Source organism: Stenotrophomonas sp. SAM-B (assembly GCF_013387485.1).
GTDB lineage: Bacteria > Pseudomonadota > Gammaproteobacteria > Xanthomonadales > Xanthomonadaceae > Stenotrophomonas > Stenotrophomonas maltophilia_AA.
In genome coordinates this window covers 114456-136325 of record NZ_JABBXB010000002.1, presented here as the reverse complement: position 1 = coordinate 136325, position 21870 = coordinate 114456, and the positions used below count along the sequence as shown (strand labels likewise).

Sequence of the window (21870 nt, the reverse complement as noted above, 5' to 3'; positions counted from 1 at the left end):
TGCGGGTCCTGCAACGGGCAGACGATCGGTTGATCGCCTGCCCGGCCTGTTGCCTGCCACCTCAGACCGACGGCGGCGGTTTGTCTCGATAGTGATTGGGCGTGAACACCCACATGCCATCGTGTTCCTGCAGGTTGCGCGCCTTGAACTTGAAGTGCAGGCGCAATCCGATCAACCGGAAGATCATTTCATCGCGCTTGGCCATGTGCCGCATGATGAAAATCGCGATCGGAATGGTTACCAGCAACCGCAGGTCGAAGTACATGCTGAGCAGCAGCAGCCCGCCGGCAACCAGGAAGAAAGGCACATACGGCACACCCAAGAACATGGGCGGGCGCGTACAGCCGCGGAACAGGACGTTCTTATGCACTGTAGTACTGGAACGCGTTGTACACCGCCGCAGCGGCGCCGCCACCGCAGCTCGACGTGGACTCATTGCCCAGCAGCATCTTGGCGATCTGGCCGGCAGCACCAATCAGCAGGCCACCGATGAGGATCGGAGCTACGTCGCCGATGCGCTTGTGCGCGAAGGCGATCTGGTAACCGGCAAAGATCACCGCGATGGTGACCACGGCGATGGAGGCGATGTTCAGCAGGCCGTTGATGTTGCTGAAGAAGCCGCAGACTTTTTGGTCGGTGCCGCCAAAGCTGGTGGCTTGGGCGAACACATCAGGCACGAACATGGCACCGGCGAATGCAGCGGCCATCAGCATGCTCTTCAGCGTGCGCTGGGCGTTGGCGAGATCGAGATTGGTACGCTTCATTGGTGGTTTCCTTGTTGATGGTCTAGCAACTTGATCGGCCACACCAGTTGGCTGGCCGTGCGACGACTTCGTCAGAACACGAAGGCTGCATCCCCTGCGGGAATGTGCGGTACGGGCAAAGGCGCAGACGGGGCCGCCTGCGCAGGCATTGCCTGGGGTGAATTTCGCTCGCTCCACGGACGCAGCAGCACCGGTCCTCCGGCTTGCTGCACTGCTGGCATGGGCGCCTCGGGAACCGGAACCGGCATCGGCGCCTCCTGCCGGGGCGGCATCGCACGGTCCAACGCGCCCATGACCACGCGCGACAGCGCCGCGTCGGCGGTGCGTGTCAGATCGCTACGCAGCATGGCACCGGTCGATGGATAGACCTCGTAGGCGCGGGCCGGATCCAGGGCCGCCTGCGCGTAGGCTTGCGCGGCGGGCACCGTATCCACGATCCGCGCGTTGACCACCGCCGCACGCGGCGAGATGGTGGGCGGACGTTGCGACACTTCGACCGGACGACGCTGTGAACGGCTCACGACCTCGATCGGCGCTACGCCGTCGTTGGAAGCGAGCATCGAACCGCGCTGCCGCGCAATGGAGGCAAACACCTTCTGGACATAGCCGTGGCGGAAACCCGTCGTGAAGTTGCCGGAGTAGTAGCAGCTGAACGACTTGCCCCAGTCATTGCCCGAGCGCCCGTAGCACTCGGCAAGGATGCGTGAGCCAGCCTGCAGATTGGGGCACTGCTGGAACGCCTTCTCATACGAATCCAGTCCGTATTTTTCCAGGTTGTAGCGATTCACCTGGGCCAGGCCGATGGAGAAGTTGTAGCCTTTCTGCTCCAGCATGCGCACGGTGGCCAACGCCTCATCGAGCCTTTTGGGCTGACGAACCAGCGCGCCGCCGACGACGCCGATGGCGTACGGGTTGCGCGAGGACTCCACGCTGATCACGTGCTGCATCACATCCATGGGCACTGCCATCTCGGGACAGGCCAGGACTTCCATTCCAGGCAACATCAGTTCCACCTCCCTGCGCACGCGGGCCTGCTTGGCACCCGCGCACCGTAAAAGTGCGAGGCTTCGGCCTGCGTGAAGATCCCATTCAAATTTGTGTAATGCATCGGCATCCCATCACCCCGCCTGCGCAAGCGCGCGTTCTGGACTGAAATCGATGCCGGTGATGTAACGGTTGCCGGCATGCGCCTTGATGTGGACCACGATGTCGATCGTCATCATCAACAACCGCTTGATCACTGCGAACTCCAGGCCGGAGCCCTCGCTGGACGCCTTCACCATCAGCGCCAACTGGTCCCAGGTCTGTTCCGGGCTGCCGGCGTGGCAACTGGTGATCGAGCCGGGGTGGCCGGAAGCGCAGTTTCGAATGAAGTAGAACGCCTCATCGCCGCGAAGTTCGGCCAGGATGATGCGTTCCGGCTTCATGCGCAGACACGCTTCCATGCAGCTTTTCGCGGTGACATTGCTCGCGCTCTGCCCACCCTTGGAATACAGCAGGTGCACCGCGTTGGGCTGGCTGATGAACAGTTCGCGCGCATCTTCGATCGTGACCAGGCGTTCGCTGGCCGGGATGTGGTTCACCAGCGACTTCATGAACGTGGTCTTGCCGCTGCCGGTCGCGCCGGACACCACGATGTTCTTCCGGTAGATCACCGCGCGACGGAAAAACTCGGCGTAGTTTCGCGACTGGCGCAGCTCCACCAGTTCACTGTCGTGCTCGCTGAGCCCGGCGCCCTGCTCCAGGATCTGGTTGAAGAAGCCGTCTTCCTGGTACTGCTCCAGCGTTTTGGTGTGCTTGGACGGCAAACGGATGGTGATGGACACCTTGCCGGCGTCGCAGGCCGGCGGGATCACGAACTGGGCGCGCTGCCCGGTCGGGAACGTCAGCGAGACCACCGGATCGGCATCGGTGATGCGTTGGCCGGTATTGGACTCGTTCACCACCGCCGTGCAGAACTGCCGCGCCCGCTCGAAGGTGAGCGACGGCACTTCCACCCGCTGCCAGCCGTCGCGGGTTTCCAGGTACACCTCGCCGGGACGGTTGATGCAGATTTCCGTCACATCCGGCGATGCCATGTACTGATGGATTCCCAGCACCTCGTACTGGTACCTCAGGAACTCACTGGAGACATCGGCGACAGGGGCCACTTCGGCGTCCATGGTTGATCCAGGCGGTCAGCGGCGCTGCGGCAGCACGTCGCTGAAATCGACGTCCTTGGCCACATAGACACTGACCACGGTGCCCTGATTGATGGTGACGGTGGGCGGGCGACGCTCGCTCAACGCCTCGTTGGCCAGCCGCTCCATGCTGCGTGCGGTGGCGCTTTCATACGGGGACTGCACAGCCAGTCCACTACCGGTAATGGTTGTGGTTTCCGGGCCGTTCTCGGCGGCGGCATATTTGAAAGCGTCGGCGATCAGGCTGATCATCAACGCCGAGCCGATCCGGCTGCCCCAGTGCGCGGAATAGTCACCCGGATGGCCTGCGCCACCGAGCTGGTCGATACCCGGGCTGGACATGGCCACATCGATGCCGTTCGGCGTAGTGATGCGATCCCAGACCACCGCGATGCGGCGACCTTCCGGCCCCTTGTTGTAGGCACCGTAAATCTTCGAGCCCTTGGGCAGCAGCAGGCTACGTCCGTTGATCGAGTACACCGGCTCGGTCAGCAGGCAGGAGGTGAATCCGGCCACGTCGGTGATGATCCGCGTTTCCAGAACACAGCGCAGGTAGGTGCCGCGCACCAGCAGCGCATCCGGACTGCGGATGAAGGATGCACTGGAAACGTCTTCGACATCGGGGCCACGACGGGTCTTCTGCGCCGGGGGCTGCGCGTTGTTGTTGTTCATCTGCGCGATCATGGCGCGGGTGTATTCGTCCGTGGTGCTGCTGCCAACGCCACCTTCAGCGCCCTGCTCACCCGACACGCTGCCGGTGGCGCCAATGCGGCGGTCCAGCAGCGTCGGCCCACGGTTGAAGTCCTGCGCCGAATTGTCGCCGAAGGACGAGCTGGAGCGCGTCGGCACCTCCGGCGGCGGCAGCGGCGGAATCATCGGGATCGGCTCGGCCAAGCTTGGCGGCGGCACCGACGGCGGCGCGGCGGTCGGCAGCTCGGGCGTGGTGACACGCGCGGTTTCATTGAGCTTGGGCGGGGTATCCGAATCGTCCTGGCCCTTACGCAGCAGCAGGAAGCCCATCGCGATCACAAGCACCAGAATCGCACCAAGGAACAGCAGGGCCTTGCGGTTCAAGCGTTGTTCTTCGGCCGAACGCAGGCGCGGGGCGCCCGCGTCCAGATTCGGCACCTGCTCGGCCTGCGCCTGGCCGTAATAGGGATTGTTCGGGGTTTCATCCGGCCCGCGACGTGCGTTGAATCCGCCATCGTCCGCGCCGTTGTTGGGCTCGTTGCCGGGAGTGTTTTGCTGGCTCATTTCTTCACGTTCCTTCGCAGGCCGACGACGTTGTCACCGTGGCGGATGACCAGGTAGGGATAGGTGCCATGCACGATCAGCGAATTGCCTTCCACCGTCGTGTTGACCACGAAATCCTCACCGTATTCGGACTCACGACCGAACACCGCCGGGAAGATGCCGGTCTTGTACTCCGGCGAGGCCGGCAGCTTCAGATAGGTGAAACGGCCGTCATCGTAGGCATTGACCGGAATCAGCCAACCCATCTTCTTGGCCCTGCGGGTCGAGTAGGAGTAGTCGAAGTTGTACTGGCGATCCTTGGCCAGTTCCGAACTCAGCAGCGGCTTGACCTCTTCCTCCACCGCCTGCTGCGCCGTACCGAACTCGGTATCGCTGGGGTAGCTGAAGGCGATCTTGTACTGCACGCCCGCACGACGGGCCTGTTCCAGTTGGCGCCAGTCAGTGGCGACCACCTTCAGTTCGAAGATGTAAGAGTGGGTTTCCGTGCGCACCATCATGTTGGTGTCGACGTCGACGTTCTTGGGCTTGAGATAGAACACGTTCTCACGACGGGTCAGCTCCCAGCCATTGCTGAAGCCGGTGCTGTAATCGAGGATCTTCTCGTTCGGGCTCAGTTCGATCTGGGTGGTAAGGCCCAGACCGGTACGAACCGGGTAGATGCGGTCCTTCTCATATTCGTATTGATCCACCGCCTGCGCCGCAACGGGCGCAGAGAACGCCGACAACATCGGCAACAGAACCAAGGCGGTCCCCCAAAGCTTGCTACTACTCATCGGTTGCTTGCTCCCTCAGCAGTTCCGGTGGAAACACGTTGGCCCGGCACCTGTGCCGGTTGCCGCGGCGCGACTTGTCCTGGTATCGCCTGGCCCGGCACGAGCTGCCCGGGTACACCTTGTTGCATCGGCTGCGCCGGAATCTGCTGCGCCGGAACCACCTGGCCGGGCACGACCTGCCCAGGCATCATCTGGCCCGGCGCTGCCGGCAACGGAGCGGCCATGGGTTGCCCTGTCACCGGATCGATCATATTTGCCGCAGCAGGATTGTTCGGGTCGTAGACGCTGGCGGCTTGTGCAGCCTGAGCCGCCTGAGCCGCCTGGCTGCTCATCGCAGCATCGTCGGGCACCGGCACGCCGCGCGCGTAGTCGTTGTCGACGCGGTATTCGGTGACCTGGAAGGCCAGCGGGTTGAGCACCCGGTCCTGCTCGGACAACGCCAGATCGTTGCGATACTCGAACCGCATCGTGACCAGCTGGTTGTCCAGGAACTGCATGGCGCCCGTGGTCTTGTCGAGCAGGCTGCGCTGGATGCGGACCGAGGCGCCCCGGAAGCTGCCGTTGGGTTCGGCACCCAGCGGCGTTATGCTCAGAATCTTGACCCGTATAGCCTTGCTCGTGCCATACACGAATACCGGGTTCTGCGGGTTATTGGTGGCGTAGCGCTGGCGCTGGGTGGCCGCGACCTGCTCCGAGGACATGGTGAAAACCAGCTCCCAGTCGCGCAGCCCCATCACCGCCGAGTCGAAAGACTCACGCGCCAGGACGTACTGCGCCACGTTGCTACGGTTCACGGCCTCGTTGGCCGTGATGGTCTCACCCCGGAAGGTACCACTCAGCCGCGCCACGGTCGCCGTACCGGTATAGGCATCGGCCATCACCAGGAACGGCACCTTCTCCTTCAGCGGCAGCATGTAGTAGTAGCCGCCGGCCAGGGCCAGCGACATCACCAGCGAGGCCGTGGCCACCCACCATGCGCGGCGCTCGCTGCGGCGTGCCATGTCGGCCACCGTCAGCTCGTAGCTCACCGCTTTGGCGACCGCCTGGTCGACCTTCTGGCTACTGCCTGTTTCCTTCTTTCGGAACATGGGTTCATCCGTACTACTGGAACGTCAATGGGCGCGGCACCCCTGCGCGGTACGCGGGGAGCATCACGTTTACCGATACTCGACCCGCGTCAGCTACCGCTGGACGCGTCGGCCGCAGCCGCTGAAACGGTGGGCGACGCAGCGGCCTGCACGACAATCTGGTTGCCGACGATGGACACCGACACCCCCTGCGCCGCATAGGCGGAGCTGAGGTCGACCATCGCCTGCTGTGGATTGGTGGTCCCGATGCCGGAGACGGCACCGTAGAGCGTGTAGTCCGAGCTGATCCGGTAATCCAGGGTCATGCCCGAATCCTTGGCCCAGCGTTCCAGCATCGTCTTCAGCGTGCCGTCCATGGGCGTGGCCTGGTACACGTAACTGGTGTACAGCGGAATTTCCATGGTGGTGCTGGCGAAGCGGTTGACCGGCTTCCAGCGGCCGCCGATGTCCGGGGCCGGCTTGGTGGCGCAGCCGGCCAGCATCAATGCGGCAGCGGCGGCGATGAATCCCTGTGACAGATACGCTTGCTTCATACGGACTTCCCTATGACGTACGTAACGCGGCTTGATTCGATTGACTGGCAGCAACTCACTGGACCGGGTGGAAGACCCGGACGCAGTCGGCTATGGCAGATGGAGTGGTGAAACATCCTGGACTACTGCGATCGGTCCCCGCCCGCTTGTGCAGCCCGTGGCTGCACGTACCGATGTGCAGGCGCCCCGGGCGTACTGCCCGGCCCCATCGCCCCACATCCACATCACTTCAACAATGCCGTCCATGACGTCCCTGCAACGATTCGATGCTCTGCTTCCGCGTCGCATGCCAGACAAGAATTGACGACGAAAGCAGCTCACCATCATGAACACGATGCCACAGGCGAGCGTCAATTCCGCGTCAAATCACGAGCAAAAAAACGTTTTCAAACATCGATTCTTTGATGTGCATCACACAATTGGTGCCAAGCAGATCAGATATTGAGGTTCGGAACGGACGTCTTCGGCAGCAGGCGCGAGGTGAAATAACGATCCTTGTAGTACTTGATCTTCTCGCATTTCACCGGGTGCGGGATGCCCTCGTACAGGAACACCTCGTGATCGTTGCCCATCGCCTTGAGCTCCTGCGGCAGCATCAGCGCGCGTCGCTCCTCGGTGAAACTATGGGTCTTCTCGCGGGCGTGGGTGACGTTCTTCCTGCGGATGGTCGTGTAGCCGAGCATCTCGGAGTAGTCGTTGGCGTCCTGCTGCTCCCGCGGCGCGTACAGGATCTGCAGGGCGTGGTTGGTGATGATGGTGCGCGACACATCCCGGCCATAGGTGGCATCGAGCTGGGCCATGCTCTGGATGATCGGCAGCAGACGCACGTTGTAGCCGGCCATGTAGGACACCGCCGAGGCGATGATGTCGACCTTGCCGATCGCAGTGAATTCATCCATCAACAGCAGGCACTGGTACTTCAGGTCCGGGTTGGACTTGGGCAGTTCCTTGGTGTTGAGGTTGATGATCTGGCTGAAGAACAGGTTGATGATCAGGCGGCTTTCGGCCAGCTTGTTGGGCTGGATGCCGATATAGATGGTCATCTTCTTCTTGCGCAGGTCGGTCAGCAGGAAGTCGTTGCCGCTGGTAGCCTTGTCCAGCACCGGGTTGATCCAGGCGTTCAGTGGTTCCTTGAAGGTGCCCATGATCGAAGCGAAGGTCTCATCGGCCTGGGACAGCAGGTTGGCGAATGCCGACTTGGCGTTGCCACTCAGGTAGGTCTGGCTGGCCAGGCGTTGCAGGTACTTCCTCAGGTCGCTGCCATCGCCGGTGGACAGGCGGAACAGCGCGCCCAGGGTGGGCATGTCCTGCGCCTCGCCCGGGAAGCCGTTGCTGCGCGCATCGTCGCGGTTCTCGAACAGGTACAGGCTGAAGGCCATGAACGCGTTGCGCGCCTGGCTGACCCAGAATTTCTGATCGTCCGATCCGTCCGGATACAGCATCGCGGCGATGCTCATCAGCTCGGAAACGCGGAAGGCCGGGTCGTCGGAAACATAGCTGAGCGGGTTCCAGCGATGGGTACGGCGGTCTTCGGCGAAAGGATTGAACAGGAACACCTCCTGGCCCTGGCTGGCACGCCAGCCGCTGGTCAGGTCGAAGTTTTCCTGCTTGATGTCCAGCACGACCACCGATTCGTCGTACTCGAGCAGGTTGGGGATGACCACGCCCACGCCCTTGCCCGAGCGGGTCGGGGCGGCCAGGATCACGAACTGCTGGCCACTCAGGCGCACCAGCTTCCCGCCGAAGCGGCCCACAACGATGCCGTTGCCGGTCTTCTTGAACAGCCCGTGCCTGGCCAGATCCGCAGCCTGGGCAAAGCGCGCGTCACCGTGCAGCGAGGTCTTCTTCGACCGGAACATCAGGAACATCGCCACCAGGGACAGCAGCAGCGGAAGCCCGAAACCGACCACGCCGGCCAGCTTGATCTTGGTGACGTACGGCGCCACGACCGGCTGATCCAGTGCCTGCAGGTACTGCAGATAGGTGTTCCACTTGAACAGCCCGGTATCCAGGCCCAGCAACAACAAGGTGAGATACCCGGCAAGGCAGTAGCCGGCAATCACGGTCAACAAGATGACGACGGCGGGAACAACAATCTTCTGCGTGGACAAACCCTATCCTCCATGACGCGCCCCACAGGGCGCTACGGCCTGCGCCGGCGCCTGGGTCGCACCGTACGCGTTTCTTTCACATCGTCCTGCGTACGCGTCCCGTCGTCGCGTCCCCACAGCAACGACCCTTCGCTGCGCGCCTGTTTCCAGCGACAGCAGCGGGGGGTGATCCTTGCCGTTCGGACGTGAACACGGCGTAGCCGGACCCATCGCCCGGACTGTACACGGGCGGATATGTCAGGGCTACCCTGCATCATGGGGCTGCGCCGACAGGGCCTGCGGGAGATCACGGCCTTCACGCACCACAGCATCCCAGCGCAGGGGTCGGCAGCATGTTGCGCTGCAGCAGTACAATAGGCGGCCGCCTTCTGGTCACGTCCTGCCCGCATGAGCTCCTCCCCCGTTTCCCTGGCCGCCCGGCTCTCGCCGCGCGAGCGCACCCTGATCCTGCTGGCTTTGTCGCTGGGCGGCTTTGCCATCGGCACCAGCGAGTTCGCCAGCATGGGGCTGATGCTGGAGATCAGCCGTGGGCTGTCGATCAGCGAGACCCAGGTCGGCCACTTGATCAGCGCCTACGCCATCGGCGTGGTGGTCGGTGCGCCGGTGCTGGCCTTCGCCGGTGCCGGTTTCGCCCGGCGCAGCCTGCTGCTCGCCCTGATGGGCTTCTACGCGATCGGCAACCTGGCCAGCGCACTGGCGCCGAACTACGGCACGATGCTGCTCGCGCGCTTCGTCGCCGGCCTGCCGCATGGCGCCTACTTCGGCGTGGCGATGCTGGTGGCCGCCGCGATCAGTCCGCCCGCCCAGCGCGGCGCGGCGGTATCGAAGGTGCTGCTCGGCCTCTCGGTCGCGATCCTGGTCGGCAATCCGCTGACCACCTGGCTCGGCCAGCAAGTCAGCTGGCGCACCGCGTTCGCCCTGGTCAGCGTGCTGGCGATCGCCACCGTGGCGATGATCGCGCGCTTCCTGCTGCCCGATCCGGATGAAGTCCGGACCTCGCCGATGCGCGAGCTGCGCGCCTTCAACCGCACCCAGGTGTGGCTGGCACTGGCGATCGGCTCGGTCGGCTTTGCCGGCATGTTCTGCGTGTTCACCTACCTCGCCCCGACCCTGGTGCAGGTCACCGGCCTGGCCGAATCGTGGATGCCACTGGCCGTGGGCATCTTCGGCATCGGCGCGATCATCGGCAACGTGGCCGGGGGCTGGCTGGTGGACCGCTTCCAGTTCCGCGCCGCAGCGGTGGTGCTGGTCTGGTCGATCATCGTGCTGCTGGCCTTCCCGATCGCCGCGCAGTCGGTGTGGAGCGTGTTCCCGATGATCATCGCAGTCGGCACCATGGGTGCGCTGGCGGCCGTATTGCAGACCCGCCTGATGGATGTCGCCGGTGAAGCGCAGACGCTGGCCGCGGCCTCCAACCATGCGGCCTTCAATACCGCCAATGCGCTCGGCCCGTGGTTCGGTGGCATGGCCATCGGCGCCGGCTTCAGCCCTGCCGTGACCGGCTACGTCGGTGCGGCGACCGCGCTGGGTGGCCTGCTGCTGTGGGGCGTGGCGATGCTGGTGGACCGCCGCTCGCGCAGCGCGCCGGTACTGCAGCAGTAAGCTGCGCGGGGATTTTTTTTATTTCCCCTATCATGGGTGTCCGATAACACTGCGCCACTCGTGCTGTGCCGGCCACGGCCGCCACGAGGGCCGCACCTGGATACACCGATGACGTACGAATGGGCCCCGAGCCACTGGGGTCAACGCCTGACGCGATCGCCGCACTGGCAACTGCGCCTGGCAGACGAACAGCTGGTCCTGACCGTCGACGGTCAGGTCTATCACGCGCCGCTGGACGCGCTGCAGGTGCACCCGCGCCTGCCCTGGGCGCGCCTCACCCTGCATCGCGAGGGCCACGCCCCGTTGACGCTCGGCGGCCTGTCCGCGGCGTCCGCGCGCGGCTTGGTGGCGGCACTGGACGCGCGGCGTGGAACCCAGCGCCAGCGTGACCATGTCGCCCTGTTCGGACAGGCCCACGCCGCGATCCAGCACTGGCTCACGCAGGTGCAGACCGCCACCGATCTGGCCGACGACGAGTCGTTGTGGCTGACCCACGAGCAGCAGCAGGCCCTGCTGCAGGCGCGCCCCACCCTGCCACTCGAAGAGGAGGCGCTGTGGGCGGTGTTCGATGACGCCGGGCTGCGCAGCGAACTGGACGGCGACCCCTCGGCCATCGAAGAAGCGCTGATGCTGTGGCTGGCCGACTGGCCGGCGCTGTGGGCGCGTCGCAATGACGCACATCTGGTGCGCGAGCGGATCGCCAGCCGCCCGCTGCTGGACCGTGTCGAAAGCCGCCCCCTCACCGATGAGCAGGCCCGCGCGGTGATCTGCTTCGACAACCGCGTCCAGGTGGTGGCCGCGGCCGGCTCGGGCAAGACCTCGACCATGGTGGCCAAGGCGGCCTACGCCATCGAACGTGGTCTGGTCGCACCCGAACGCATCGTCATGCTCGCCTTCAACAAGGACGCCGCGGCCGAACTGCAGGCGCGTGCCGACCGGGCCTTCGCGCGCGTCGGCCTGGACGGGGTGCGGGTGGAAGCGCGCACGTTCCATGCGCTGGGCCGGCACATCATCGCCCAGGCAACCGGGCGGATGCCGCAGGTGCCGGACTGGGCGGTCGACGCGACGCAGGGCTTCCATCGGCTGGCCGAGATCATCGACGCGCTGAAAGACCGCTCCCTGCGTTTCCGCACGCAGTGGGACATGTTCCGGTTGGTGTTCGGCCGCGATCTGCCCGTCATCGGCGGTGCGCCGGACGCCGAGGAATGGGACAAGGACGGCCAGGGGTACGTGCGGACGCTGCGCGGCGAGCGCGCGCGCAGCATCGAGGAGTGCGTGATCGCCGACTGGCTGTTCTACAGCGGCGTGGACTACGTTTATGCGCGACGCGATACATTCGATGCCGGAACGGACGAGTACCGCCAGTACCGCCCGGATTTCCACTATCCAGGCATTGCGCTGCATCACGATCACCTCGCCCCGGACGTTCACGGCCGTGCGCCGGCGCATCACGAGGGCCGCCAAGGCGTCCGTCACGGCACCGAGCGGATCGAAACCACCTCCCACCAGCTGCGTACCGGCGAACTGTTCGTGCGGCTGGGCGAGGCGCTGTCACGGCGTGGTGTCGTGCTCGATCCGAATCCGGACCGCGTGCTGCCCGAAGGCGGTGCGTCGCCGATGCCGGATACGGAACTGATCGGCCTGGTGCGCACCTTCATCAGCCACGCCAAGAGCAACGGGCTGGGCATGCAGGACATGGTCGAGCGCCTGCGCCGCCTGCCCGACGATCATTTCAAGCACCGTTACCGCCTCTTCCTCGAACTGGTCCTTCCGATCCTGGAGGGCTGGGACGATGCGCTGGTCGCCGAAGGCGGCATCGACTTCGAGGACATGCTCAACCAGGCCGCCGAACACCTCGAACAGGGGCGTTACGTGGCCCTGTTCGACCTGGTGATGGCCGACGAATTCCAGGATGCCTCGCGGGCCCGCGCGCGGCTGTGCCGTGCGCTGGTGCAGGCACCGGGCAGGCATCTGTTCGCGGTCGGCGATGACTGGCAGTCGATCAACCGGTTCGCCGGTGCCGACGTGTCGGTCATGACGGGTTTCGTGGCGTGGTTCGGACAGGGCCAGGTGCTCAAGCTCGAGCAGACCTTCCGCTGCCCGCAGGCGCTGTGTGATGTCTCCAGTGCCTTCGTGTCACGCAATCCGGCGCAGATCCCCAAGGACGTCCACTCGGTCACGCCCGCGTATGGCGCGGTGCTGCAGGCCTTCCAGGTGGCCTCGCGCGACCGGCTGGCCGGCGCGGTCGAGCAGTATCTGCAGCAGCTGCACCAGCAGTTGCTGAGCGGCCAGGTACCGCCGGGCCGCGACGGCAAGGTCAGCGTCTTCGTGCTCGGCCGCTACAACGCCGACCGCGCCCTGCTGCCGGCCACCTGGCGCGCACGCCATGGGCAGCTCATGGAGGTCAGCTTCCTCACTGCGCACCGCTCCAAGGGTGCCGAGGCGGACTACGTGATCCTGCCCGGCATGCTGGATCGCCGCTTCCCCAATACCCGCGCCGATGACCCGGTCCTGACCCTGGCGATGCCGGACAGCGATCCCTATCCGCTCGGCGAGGAGCGCCGCCTGTTCTATGTCGCGCTGACGCGTGCGCGCCGCTCGGTGGCGATGTTCACCGTGCAGGGCCGCCGCTCCGCCTTCCTGACCGAGCTGGTCAATGACGGTGCGGTGCGGGTGACCTCGATGGCCGGTGAGACGATCCACGAGCAGGCATGCCCGGCCTGCAGGGTGGGCGTGATCGTGGCGCGCAGCGGGCCGTATGGGGCGTTCCAGTCGTGCTCGGGGTATCCGCGCTGCGAGTACAAACCGCCCAGAACAGCCGACCATGCCGGCCTGCGTACGGTCGCGGGGGCCTGAGCGCTGCGCCTGCGCCGCTCAGCCGGGCGCAGCGGCCAGTGCGGCATCGATCTGCGCAAGCAGGGCACGTCGTTCCGGCACGCCCGGCATCACCCGCACCAGATTGCGGACCATCCGCTGGTCCTGCTGCCTGCCAAGCTGATCACCCAGCGCATGCAGGGCGCGCGCCTGGTGGCCCGGTCCTTTCCGTTTGATCGAGGCCGCAAGCGCATTGTCCAGCGCGGGCAGCGCCTCCAACTGCATCCGCAGGCGACGCACTCTGCGGCGCCAGCGATGCAGGTCCTCCGGATCCCCGGTACGGGCGGCGCGCTTCTCCGCCTTGGCGGTACGACGTTCGCTGCGCGCCAGACCCTTGCGGAGATCACGTGCTCTCAGCGCCTCCCATGGCTGCGCCTGGAGGTCACCCGCGATACGCACCAGTGCCGCCTGACGGCGTGCGAACGCCGGGTCCCGCGCCAGCGCCCGGGCGAGAAGTACGTCGCGCCGCGCCGTCAGCCGCCTGCACACGTCCTCCCACGGCCGGGCGGGATGCTGCGCGGCGAGGTGCTGGCAGGTCTCCACCACCACATGGGCATCGCGCAATGCCGACAATCCCTGCCCGAGCCGGCGCAGCGCCGCGTCAGTCCGGCCGGTCTCAAGTTGGCTGCTCGCCAGTACCGCGAGCAGCGCGCGAAGGCGGCGTATCGTCTTGCGTGCACGATGCACGGCGTCGTGGACATCCGGCTGGAGCGCCAGCGCATCGGCGATGGCCCTGCACTCACGGTCTGCCAGTGCGCGGGCGGCAGGGCCGATGGCGGGTGGCGACATGGCGGTTTCCCCCGGAGGCGTCGGGGGATTGTACCCATGCCGGCAGGCCGCCGGCTCAGGCCGGGTTGAACATCTCCCGCACGCCCCGAAGCAGCTCGTTCACGCTGAACGGCTTGGGCAGCAATGACATGCCCTGTCCCAGGAACTCATTGCGGACGGCTGCACTCTCCGTGTAGCCGGTCACGAACAGCACCGGCAGCTGGGGCCGCAGCACGCGTGCCGCATCGGCGAGATCCCGGCCGTTCATGCCCGGCAGGCCGACATCGGACAGCAGCAGGTCCAGCTCGCGGTCCGAATGCAGCTCCAACAGGGCCTGCTGTGCGTTGATGGCTTCGACGACCTGATACCCGGCCTCGACCAGCATCTCGCGCACCATCATGCGCACCGAGTCGGTATCGTCGACCAGCAGGATGCGCTCGGCGCTGCCGCGCGGCAGCTGTGCCGGTGCGACAGGTGCCTGGTCCGCAGGCTGGAGATGCCCCTCGGGCAGCAGGAGTTCGATCTCGGTGCCTTCGCCACGCTCGCTGGCGATGCGCGCGCTGCCGCCCGACTGGCGTGCGAATCCGTAGGTCATCGACAGCCCCAGCCCGGTGCCCTCGCCCTGCGGCTTGGTGGTGAAGAACGGCTCGAACACCTTGGTCAGCAGCTCTGCGGGTATGCCCACGCCGTTGTCGAGCACGGTCACCGTAACGTAGTGACCCGGCGCCAGCTCATGGTCCCGCTCAATCTCGACACGCCCGGCGCGGATGCGGATCAGGCCTTGGCCGGCCAGCGCGTCGCGGGCATTGATGACCAGGTTGAGGATCACGTTCTCGAACTGGTTCGGGTCGGCGACCGCGATCAGCGGTTCAAGACCCAGCTCCAGCTCGAGTTCGATGTTCTCACCGATCGATCGCTGCAGCATGTCTTCCAGCGAGCGCACCCGCGACACGACATCGAAGGTCTGCGGATCGAGCGGTTGCTTGCGGGCGAACGCCAGCATGCGCTGGGTCAGAGCGGCTGCACGGTGCGCCGAGCCCGTGGCGATCTCGACATACCGGGAAGCCTTGTCCCATTTGCCGCTCGACGCGGCGATCTCGATCATGTCCAGCCCGGAAATGATCGTGGTCAGCAGATTGTTGAAATCGTGCGCGATGCCGCCGGTAAGCTGGCCCAGCGCATCCATTTTCTGCGCCTGCATCAACTCGATTTCGGTGCGCTCGCGCTCGGCGATCTGGAAGGCGAGCTCGGAGGTCGCACTTTCCAGTTCCTGCCGCTGCTCGTTCGCACGCGCATGCTGTTCGGTCGTGTCCTCGATATGTACGAGTCCCTGCCCGGCGGCCTGGTACGGCGTCACCCGCCATTCGGTCATGCGGATGGATCCGCCGACCCGAAGGCTGAAGGTGCCCTGCCAGCGCTCGCCTTCGGCCAATGCCACTTTCAACGCACTGAGGGGAACGACCTGATCCTGCAGCAGCTGATCGAGCTGACCCGGCCCAGACTGCTGACCCAGCAGGCGGGTAAAGGCATCGTTGGCATCGTGGGCGTTGAGCGATGCATCCAAGACCGCGATCGGGGCATTGATGTGACGGTAGATCTCCCGGAAGCGCGCTTCGGTCTCGCGCAACGCCTCTTCAGCGCGGCGGGCGCGCAGCAGGCTGCGCAGCGTCGCCAGCAGCACATCCGGATCGACCGGATGGATCAGATAGCCATCGGCACCGGCGTTCAGGCCGGTGATCATGTCGCCGGTGGCGATCGACGCCGCGGAGACATGCACTACGGGCAGCAACTGCAGCCGGGGGTCTTCGCGCAGCTGGCGCACCACATCGAAGCCGCTCATGTCCGGCAGGTTCACATCCAGCACCAGCGCGCCGAAATCATGCTCGGCCAGTCGCGCCAGGCCCTCACCGCCGGTACCGGCTTCCTCGACATGGAACCCGTGGTGCTCCAGCACGCGGCGCACCGCGTAACGGGTCGCCACGTTGTCATCCACCACCAGGATGCGATCAGGAATCGGCATTCACGGCCTCCGTGGCCAGGGTCAGCGGCAGCACCACGTAGAAATTCGAGCCTGTCCCGATCTCGCTCTCGACGCCGACATGGCCACCGAGCAGCTCGGCGAAGCGTTTGCACAGCGACAGACCGAGGCCGGTCCCGCGCAGGCGCTTCTGCAGCGGGGTATCGACCTGCACGAAATCCTCGAACAGGGTCGACTGCAGCTCCGCCGGGATGCCGATGCCGGTATCGCGGACACTGAAGCGCACCGCGTTCTCACCCTCCAGCTGGGTCGATACCACCACCTGGCCGCTGGGCGTGAACTTCAGCGCATTGGAAATGAAGTTGCGCAGGATCTGCGCCAGCTTCTTGTCATCGGTGTACAGCATCGGCATCACCGGCGGATCCTCGAACAGCAGGTCCACCTGGTTGCCTTCCACCAAGGGACGGAACATGCCGCGCAGCGCCGAGAACAGGTCCATCAGGTCGAACCAGGCCGGCGAAATCGTGATCCGCCCCGCCTCGATCTTGGCCAGGTCCAGCAGGTCGTCCACCATCTCGCGCAGTTCGCTGGTCGAGGTACTGATGAAGCGCACCTGCCGGCGCTGCTCCTCGGTCAGCGGCCCGTCCATGCCATCCTCCAACAGCCGCGTCATGCTCAGGATCGAGCCCAACGGCGTGCGGAACTCATGGCTCATGTAGGACAGGAACCGGCTCTTCAGCTCGGACACCTCGCGCAGCTGCTCGGCCTGCTCGTCCAGCTCGGCATAGAGCGCCAACACACCCTGGTTGGTTTCATCCAGTTCAGCGCGCAGCGCATCGGCCTCCAGGCGCAGCCGTTGCAGCTCCTGATCGTGGGGGGTGGCGCTCAATGCAGGTCTCCAAGACGCAGGGCAACGATGCCGGCGTCATCCCGGCCACGATCGAAATCACGGTGCAGCACCGCCACGATCAAGGCCGGGTGGCGGTGGAACAGGCCGGGGTAGTCGCGCAGGCTCCAGCGCGCCTGCAGTCCATCACTGTGCATGACCAGCAGCGTGCCTGCCGCCGCGTGAAAATGGAATGGTTGTGCCTTGCGGTACTGCACCCCGACGATACCCGGGTGTGATGCCAACCCACGCGAACCGGTGGGCTCGCACAGACTGGCGGCAATGTTGCCGATGCCGGCGAACTCCACCTGGGCACTCGCCAGGTCCACGCAGGCCACCGCCGCCGCACCGCCGCGGGTGCCCGACATGCCGGCATGCAGGACGCCGATCAACCCCGGCGCGCCAACCGCAGACGACTCGGCGACGGCATTCACACCCGACTGAGCTGCGTCGGCGGCGGGCAATCCATGCCCCAGCCCATCGATCACGGTGACCGCCACGGTCTGTCCGTCCGCACGGATATGCCACGCATCGCCGCAGGCCAGCTCGTGCCGCATCGGAATGCGCAGCGCACCGTAGGCCACGTCGATATCGCGGGGCGCACGACTGGCGTAGATCCGCGCCACGACCACCGCGCCTTTGCCGTCGGACCAGGCGTCCAGCACGGTGGCCTGGCGCTGGATCGCACCCAGCCCCAGCCCTTGCGTGCCGCCGGTCGAGTAGCCGTCCGGCAGACACTCGGCCAGGGAGAAGCCCGGACCGGTGTCCACGGTGCACAGCTCCACACCCTTGCCGCCGCGGCCACAGACCTCGGACAGGTACATGCGTCCACCGCGCCCATGCTTGAGCACATTGGTCGCCATCTCCGTGGCCACCAACGCCGCGCGGCCGGCATCCATTTCATCCAGGCCGATCAGATCGGCCAGCGCCAGCGCTTCGCGCCGGGCCTGCCCGACCTGTGAGGTTTCCTCGACCACCACGATCCGCGTCACCCGGCCGCCGAAGTTCAGCTCCATTTGGTGATCGTGATACGGGTGCCCTGCCCCGGTGCACTCTCCAGTTCGAACTCATCCACCAGCCGGCGCGAACCGGACAGGCCCAGGCCCATGCCGGAGCCGGACGACCAGCCGTCGGTCAGGGCCTGTGCGACATCCGGAATGCCCGGGCCGTTGTCGGCGAAGACCAGCCGTACGCCCTTGCGCAGTCCCTTCTCGACCACGTCCCAGTCCATGGTCCCACCGCCACCGTAGATGACGGCATTGCGGGCCAGTTCACTGGCGGCGGTCACCAGCTTGGTCTGGTCGATCAAGCGCAGCTTGCACGCCACGCAGATCTGACGTGCGGCCTGGCGGGCCAGCACCACATCCTGCTCGATGCGGATCGGCAGCGAACCACTGGACGCCGTCATGAGCTGGCTTCGTCGTCGTCGGTGCGCTGCAGCAGCTTCATGCCCCGCTCCACATTGAGCGCGGTGCGTACGCCACTGAGCGTGAGGCCCAGCTCGACCAGCGTGATCGCGACCGCAGGCTGCATGCCGACCACCACCGTGGTGGCGTCCATGATCCGGGCCAGCGACGAAATGGTGGCGATCATGCGGCCGATGAACGAATCGACGATGTCCAGTGCGGAAATGTCGATCAGCACACCGCGCGCCGAGGTGCTGCGGATCTTCTCGGTGAGGTCGTCCTGCAGGGTCAGCGCCAGCTGGTCATGCATGTCCACCTGGATGGTCACCAGCAGCAGATCGCCCATCTGCAGGATCGGAATACGCTCCATCTCAGCGGGCGGTCCGGGTGACGGTCTGGCCAGTGCGCTTGAGCGCCAGCGCCAGTGCGTCGGCCAGATTGGCCTTGGTCACGATGCCATTGAGGTCCAGTCCCAGGTGCACGATGGTCTGGGCGATCTGCGGGCGCACGCCGCTGATGATCGCATCGGCGCCCATCAGGCGGATGGCGGTGACGGTCTTCAGCAGATGCTGGGCCACCAGCGTGTCCACGGTCGGGACGCCGGTGATATCGATGATGGCGATTTCAGACCCGGTATCCACGATGCGCTGCAGCAGCGACTCCATCACTACCTGGGTGCGCTGCGAATCCAGCGTGCCGATCATCGGCAGCGCCAGCACGCCCTCCCACAGCTTCACCACCGGCGTGGACAGCTCGAGCATTTCTTCCTGCTGGCGCTGGATCACGTCTTCGCGGGTTTTCTGGAACGCGGTAACCGTGTACAGCCCCAGCTGATCGATCAGTTCGGAGATCGCCCACAGCTGGTCGCCCAGCAGTGCCGGATCATTCGCGTAGCCCTGCTGGATCACCTCGAACAGCGGGCGCTTCAGCGAGAAGATGAAGCTGGCGGTTTCCGAGGAATTGAATCCCTTCAGCACGCGCTCGCGCGACAGCTCCTCCAGCAAACGGCGGACGTCCTGCCACTCTGCCCGCGCGACGGAGCTGACGTCCGTGGCCGACAGTGCGTCCAGGAACAGGCGCCAGAACTCGCGGACCTGGGTGTCCAGCTCACGGGCAGAAAGCCGGCCGTCCTGGGCGCGGCCGGCATCGGTGAGAGTGCCGACCCACGCGGCCAACAAGGGCTCCTGGTGGCTGCGGATGAGATCGATCGTGCGCTGCTGCAAAGCCGCCATGGAAAAGGTCCTGAAAAAAGGGGAAAACCCGCGGGTGGGCCTGCGACCAATCACCGATATGAATGGGGGTCGCAATCGTCAAAGCTTAAATGAATTCAGGAAGATTGGGCATGACGATGGATGCCAGCGGCGTGAAGGTTCCCTGCACTTCCCTGACTCGTTCAGATACTGCCAGTGCGTCACGCGCGCAGCAGCATCGCAACGGCACGCCGCCACAACGCATCAGGCCGCCCGAAGGCGGCCTGATGGTGGAGCGGTCAGCGCAGCAGCGCGAACAGGAGCAGCAGCGGAATCGGAATGCCGAGCATCCACAGCAGAATGTACTTCATGGTGTTTCCTCCCTTGAGGTGGTCAGGATCACAGGTCGCGGCGACGGCCGCCCCAGGTGGCACTCAGGCTGGCGATGAAGGCACCGATCAGCAGCGTGATGAACAACCACAGCGCGGCGTAGGCGGTGGCCTTGCGGGCATCGTCTGCCGCCTGCTTGGCCTGCTCCTTGGCGCTATCCAGCGCAGCGCGCAGGCGGGTCTGGACATCGGTCACGCGGGCCTGTGCCTCGGCCTGGCTCATGCCGGTCTGCGCCGCCACCAGTTGGCCCAGGTACTGCGTATCGGCCGGATCCATGGTGTCGGACTTCAGGCTGTTGACGATGATGCGGTTGACCTCGGTACGGACCTCACGGCTGTCCGGGCGACGGTCTGCACCCGGCATCGGGCGCGGCGGCGGAACAGCGCCGTTCGCGGGCGGTGCGGGCGGTGCCGCCGAATCGAGCGGACCCGCCGGCGGCGCGGGCTGCGCAGCGGTCGGGCTCGCACGGAACAGCGAATCCACCCAGTACTGCACGTCACCCTGGTCGTTGCCCATCGCCGCCGAACCTGCACCGGCTGCGGCAATACCGCCTGCCGTCGAGGCGGCGGCACCGGCAGTGGCACCGGCAACCTTGGCACCCGCGCCGAGGATGCCGCCGATGGCCGAGGTCAGCAGCGCGGCAGTGAGCAGCGTGGCCACCGCCCACGAGACGAAACCATGCGCGGTGTCGCGGAAGTACGTCTCATCGCCGTGGATGTTGCTCCACTTCGTGCGCAGGCGCCCCGCCAGATAGCCACCCAGACCGGACGAGGCGATGGCGGTAAAGGTCAACCAGGCGATGCTGGACCAGCCGAACGTCTCGGCCGTCACACCCTCGAACGACCACGGCGACACCGATGAAAGGCCCAGGCCTACACCGAGTATCACCAGAATCAGCGAGAGCGCCGCGGCGGCGATCGCACCGGCCAGGATGGCACCCCATGACACAGCGCTGTCGCGCGGAAGATCCACCACCGGCGGTGGGGTGACCACGGCCACGGTCGCGGCAGCGACGGGCTCCGGGTGGGCGTAATCGCCTCGGGTATTCATAGCGTATGGCACTCCTTTTCATGCGCTGCGGACGCAGCTCGCATCGGCAGGCTGCGCTTGCGGTCGTGAAATACGCGAGACGCTGAAAACAAGACGGTGTGGACGCGATGGCATCATCGCGGCACCCACCCGCTGCTCAGACGCGACGGCCCAACAGCATGAAAACCCCGAACACTCCGCCCAAGGCCCCGACAATGGCCAGCGATATGGACGGCTCACGCAATCGCAGCGCCATGACAATGCACACTGCTGCCAGCGCGACGATCAAGGCACCGATGGCGCGGGCACGTACGGACCCATAAAACCAGGTGCGCCGGATCGGCTCCGTCAGCGCTGGCTGCTGTCGATGCCAGGTGTCCAGTGCGTGCTGGAACTCGCGCAGCAGCCGGTCGCGACTCTGCAGGTCCGCCGCGCTCACCATCAGTGTCGCTCTGCCCGGCCGCACCAGGGTGAGGTAGTCGTCAGTTCCCCAGCGGGACAACTCGGCAAAGGGCACGGCGTCGCGCCGGGAGAACATCAGGCCGTCGGGCATCACCATCACCTCGTTGCGGGTGGGAAATCCCTGGAAGGCGAGCAAGGGCGGAATCACCAGGCACAGCAGGGCGACCACGATCGCGACGCCGACCGGTCCCCGATTGAGCACGATGAACATGAAACTGCCGGCGGCCAGTGCGAAGGCCAATGGCACAGCCAATTGATGCCAGCGGGTATAGACCGAGACCTGGATTCCCTGCAGGGGTTTCATATCGGGTTCCCTCCTCCATCGGCGTTCAGCGCCGGCAATAAGCGGCGTGCACGCGTCCATGCGCCCGGTGAGTGGGCGCTTCCTGCCCCATGGTCTCCGATGTCGGCGCCAGCGGCAAACCGGCGCTGATATCAAAACGGTTATCAGCCTGCCATCGTCGCGCCGCAGAATATGGTGATGAGAAGGTGTTCCAAGCCGCGCTGAACTTTTACGACATTCACGTGGCAATAATCCTGTCACGCCATGGATGGCTCAGGACCGGCCAGGGATGGCCATCA

20 protein-coding genes are annotated in these 21870 nt (G+C 65.5%); 2 read left to right on the top strand and 18 right to left on the bottom strand.

Annotation, left to right across the window (positions count from 1 at the left end):
• Window positions 1–61: 61 nt before the first annotated feature.
• The 9 genes from HH110_RS04840 to HH110_RS04800 all read right to left on the bottom strand — a co-directional run bounded on the left by HH110_RS04840 (window position 62) and on the right by HH110_RS04800 (window position 8703).
• Window positions 62–370: a VirB3 family type IV secretion system protein gene (locus tag HH110_RS04840; RefSeq protein WP_176988620.1), complete on the bottom strand. Its 309-nt coding sequence runs from the start codon at window positions 368–370 to the stop codon at window positions 62–64.
• Window positions 363–764 (bottom strand): TrbC/VirB2 family protein, encoded by a 402-nt coding sequence (locus HH110_RS04835; RefSeq protein WP_176988619.1) that lies wholly within the window; start codon window positions 762–764, stop codon window positions 363–365. Before HH110_RS04835 ends, HH110_RS04840 begins: the two co-directional genes overlap by 8 nt.
• Before the next feature lie 71 nt (window positions 765–835).
• Window positions 836–1756 (bottom strand): lytic transglycosylase domain-containing protein, encoded by a 921-nt coding sequence (locus tag HH110_RS04830; protein ID WP_176989119.1) that lies wholly within the window; start codon window positions 1754–1756, stop codon window positions 836–838.
• Window positions 1757–1882: 126 nt separating this feature from the next.
• Window positions 1883–2926, bottom strand: a complete 1044-nt coding sequence (virB11, locus tag HH110_RS04825) for a P-type DNA transfer ATPase VirB11 (RefSeq protein ID WP_176988618.1) — start codon at window positions 2924–2926, stop codon at window positions 1883–1885.
• A gap of 15 nt (window positions 2927–2941) precedes the next feature.
• Window positions 2942–4198 (bottom strand): TrbI/VirB10 family protein, encoded by a 1257-nt coding sequence (locus tag HH110_RS04820; RefSeq protein ID WP_176988617.1) that lies wholly within the window; start codon window positions 4196–4198, stop codon window positions 2942–2944.
• Window positions 4195–4971, bottom strand: a complete 777-nt coding sequence (locus HH110_RS04815; protein ID WP_176988616.1) for a TrbG/VirB9 family P-type conjugative transfer protein — start codon at window positions 4969–4971, stop codon at window positions 4195–4197. The genes HH110_RS04820 and HH110_RS04815 overlap by 4 nt, the downstream gene beginning before the upstream one ends.
• Window positions 4968–6059, bottom strand: a complete 1092-nt coding sequence (locus HH110_RS04810; protein WP_176988615.1) for a virB8 family protein — start codon at window positions 6057–6059, stop codon at window positions 4968–4970. The genes HH110_RS04815 and HH110_RS04810 overlap by 4 nt, the downstream gene beginning before the upstream one ends.
• An 89-nt stretch (window positions 6060–6148) precedes the next feature.
• On the bottom strand, window positions 6149–6592 hold the full coding sequence (locus HH110_RS04805; protein ID WP_176988614.1) for a hypothetical protein: 444 nt from the start codon (window positions 6590–6592) through the stop codon (window positions 6149–6151).
• A 434-nt stretch (window positions 6593–7026) separates the two neighbouring features.
• Window positions 7027–8703: a type IV secretory system conjugative DNA transfer family protein gene (locus HH110_RS04800; RefSeq protein ID WP_176988613.1), complete on the bottom strand. Its 1677-nt coding sequence runs from the start codon at window positions 8701–8703 to the stop codon at window positions 7027–7029.
• A gap of 387 nt (window positions 8704–9090) precedes the next feature.
• Here HH110_RS04800 and HH110_RS04795 point away from each other — a divergent pair, with 387 nt between their 5' ends.
• Together HH110_RS04795 and HH110_RS04790 are read left to right on the top strand one after the other, a co-directional pair.
• Window positions 9091–10305, top strand: a complete 1215-nt coding sequence (locus HH110_RS04795; protein ID WP_176988612.1) for an MFS transporter — start codon at window positions 9091–9093, stop codon at window positions 10303–10305.
• 108 nt (window positions 10306–10413) lie between these two features.
• A complete protein-coding gene (locus HH110_RS04790; RefSeq protein ID WP_176988611.1) occupies window positions 10414–13161 on the top strand; it encodes a UvrD-helicase domain-containing protein in 2748 nt (915 codons plus the stop codon).
• Between the two features lie 18 nt (window positions 13162–13179).
• Here HH110_RS04790 and HH110_RS04785 read toward each other — a convergent pair whose 3' ends face one another.
• The 9 genes from HH110_RS04785 to HH110_RS04745 all read right to left on the bottom strand — a co-directional run bounded on the left by HH110_RS04785 (window position 13180) and on the right by HH110_RS04745 (window position 21592).
• The gene (locus tag HH110_RS04785) at window positions 13180–13968 is read right to left on the bottom strand and encodes a CHAD domain-containing protein (RefSeq protein WP_176988610.1); all 789 of its coding nucleotides are present in this window, start codon (window positions 13966–13968) and stop codon (window positions 13180–13182) included.
• A gap of 55 nt (window positions 13969–14023) precedes the next feature.
• Window positions 14024–15967 carry a response regulator gene (locus HH110_RS04780; RefSeq protein ID WP_176988609.1) on the bottom strand — a complete coding sequence of 648 codons (1944 nt, stop codon included), beginning with the start codon at window positions 15965–15967 and terminating at the stop codon, window positions 14024–14026.
• The gene (locus tag HH110_RS04775) at window positions 15954–16814 is read right to left on the bottom strand and encodes a sensor histidine kinase KdpD (protein WP_176988608.1); all 861 of its coding nucleotides are present in this window, start codon (window positions 16812–16814) and stop codon (window positions 15954–15956) included. Before HH110_RS04775 ends, HH110_RS04780 begins: the two co-directional genes overlap by 14 nt.
• The gene (locus HH110_RS04770) at window positions 16811–17827 is read right to left on the bottom strand and encodes an ATP-binding protein (protein ID WP_176988607.1); all 1017 of its coding nucleotides are present in this window, start codon (window positions 17825–17827) and stop codon (window positions 16811–16813) included. Before HH110_RS04770 ends, HH110_RS04775 begins: the two co-directional genes overlap by 4 nt.
• Complete coding sequence (locus tag HH110_RS04765; protein ID WP_176988606.1) at window positions 17818–18219, bottom strand: anti-sigma regulatory factor; 402 nt, start codon at window positions 18217–18219, stop codon at window positions 17818–17820. The genes HH110_RS04770 and HH110_RS04765 overlap by 10 nt, the downstream gene beginning before the upstream one ends.
• Entirely contained in the window at window positions 18216–18587 is a 372-nt protein-coding gene (locus tag HH110_RS04760) for an STAS domain-containing protein (protein WP_176988605.1), read from the bottom strand. Before HH110_RS04760 ends, HH110_RS04765 begins: the two co-directional genes overlap by 4 nt.
• Before the next feature lies 1 nt (window position 18588).
• Complete coding sequence (locus HH110_RS04755; protein WP_176988604.1) at window positions 18589–19449, bottom strand: STAS domain-containing protein; 861 nt, start codon at window positions 19447–19449, stop codon at window positions 18589–18591.
• A 357-nt stretch (window positions 19450–19806) separates the two neighbouring features.
• Window positions 19807–20847 carry a hypothetical protein gene (locus tag HH110_RS04750; RefSeq protein WP_176988603.1) on the bottom strand — a complete coding sequence of 347 codons (1041 nt, stop codon included), beginning with the start codon at window positions 20845–20847 and terminating at the stop codon, window positions 19807–19809.
• A gap of 136 nt (window positions 20848–20983) precedes the next feature.
• Entirely contained in the window at window positions 20984–21592 is a 609-nt protein-coding gene (locus HH110_RS04745) for a hypothetical protein (protein ID WP_176988602.1), read from the bottom strand.
• Window positions 21593–21870: the final 278 nt, after the last annotated feature.

Excerpts from the sequence above, each read along its gene's own strand:
- HH110_RS04835 (WP_176988619.1), bottom strand. The coding sequence starts at position 764 with ATGAAGCGTACCAATCTCGATCTCGCCAACGCCCAGCGCACGCTGAAG.
- HH110_RS04830 (WP_176989119.1), bottom strand. The coding sequence starts at position 1,756 with ATGGAAGTCCTGGCCTGTCCCGAGATGGCAGTGCCCATGGATGTGATG.
- virB11 (WP_176988618.1), bottom strand. The coding sequence starts at position 2,926 with ATGGACGCCGAAGTGGCCCCTGTCGCCGATGTCTCCAGTGAGTTCCTG.
- HH110_RS04820 (WP_176988617.1), bottom strand. The coding sequence starts at position 4,198 with ATGAGCCAGCAAAACACTCCCGGCAACGAGCCCAACAACGGCGCGGAC.
- HH110_RS04815 (WP_176988616.1), bottom strand. The coding sequence starts at position 4,971 with ATGAGTAGTAGCAAGCTTTGGGGGACCGCCTTGGTTCTGTTGCCGATG.
- HH110_RS04810 (WP_176988615.1), bottom strand. The coding sequence starts at position 6,059 with ATGTTCCGAAAGAAGGAAACAGGCAGTAGCCAGAAGGTCGACCAGGCG.
- HH110_RS04805 (WP_176988614.1), bottom strand. The coding sequence starts at position 6,592 with ATGAAGCAAGCGTATCTGTCACAGGGATTCATCGCCGCCGCTGCCGCA.
- HH110_RS04795 (WP_176988612.1), top strand. The coding sequence starts at position 9,091 with ATGAGCTCCTCCCCCGTTTCCCTGGCCGCCCGGCTCTCGCCGCGCGAG.
- HH110_RS04790 (WP_176988611.1), top strand. The coding sequence starts at position 10,414 with ATGACGTACGAATGGGCCCCGAGCCACTGGGGTCAACGCCTGACGCGA.
- HH110_RS04785 (WP_176988610.1), bottom strand. The coding sequence starts at position 13,968 with ATGTCGCCACCCGCCATCGGCCCTGCCGCCCGCGCACTGGCAGACCGT.
- HH110_RS04780 (WP_176988609.1), bottom strand. The coding sequence starts at position 15,967 with ATGCCGATTCCTGATCGCATCCTGGTGGTGGATGACAACGTGGCGACC.
- HH110_RS04770 (WP_176988607.1), bottom strand. The coding sequence starts at position 17,827 with ATGGAGCTGAACTTCGGCGGCCGGGTGACGCGGATCGTGGTGGTCGAG.
- HH110_RS04765 (WP_176988606.1), bottom strand. The coding sequence starts at position 18,219 with ATGACGGCGTCCAGTGGTTCGCTGCCGATCCGCATCGAGCAGGATGTG.
- HH110_RS04760 (WP_176988605.1), bottom strand. The coding sequence starts at position 18,587 with ATGGAGCGTATTCCGATCCTGCAGATGGGCGATCTGCTGCTGGTGACC.
- HH110_RS04755 (WP_176988604.1), bottom strand. The coding sequence starts at position 19,449 with ATGGCGGCTTTGCAGCAGCGCACGATCGATCTCATCCGCAGCCACCAG.
- HH110_RS04750 (WP_176988603.1), bottom strand. The coding sequence starts at position 20,847 with ATGAATACCCGAGGCGATTACGCCCACCCGGAGCCCGTCGCTGCCGCG.
- HH110_RS04745 (WP_176988602.1), bottom strand. The coding sequence starts at position 21,592 with ATGAAACCCCTGCAGGGAATCCAGGTCTCGGTCTATACCCGCTGGCAT.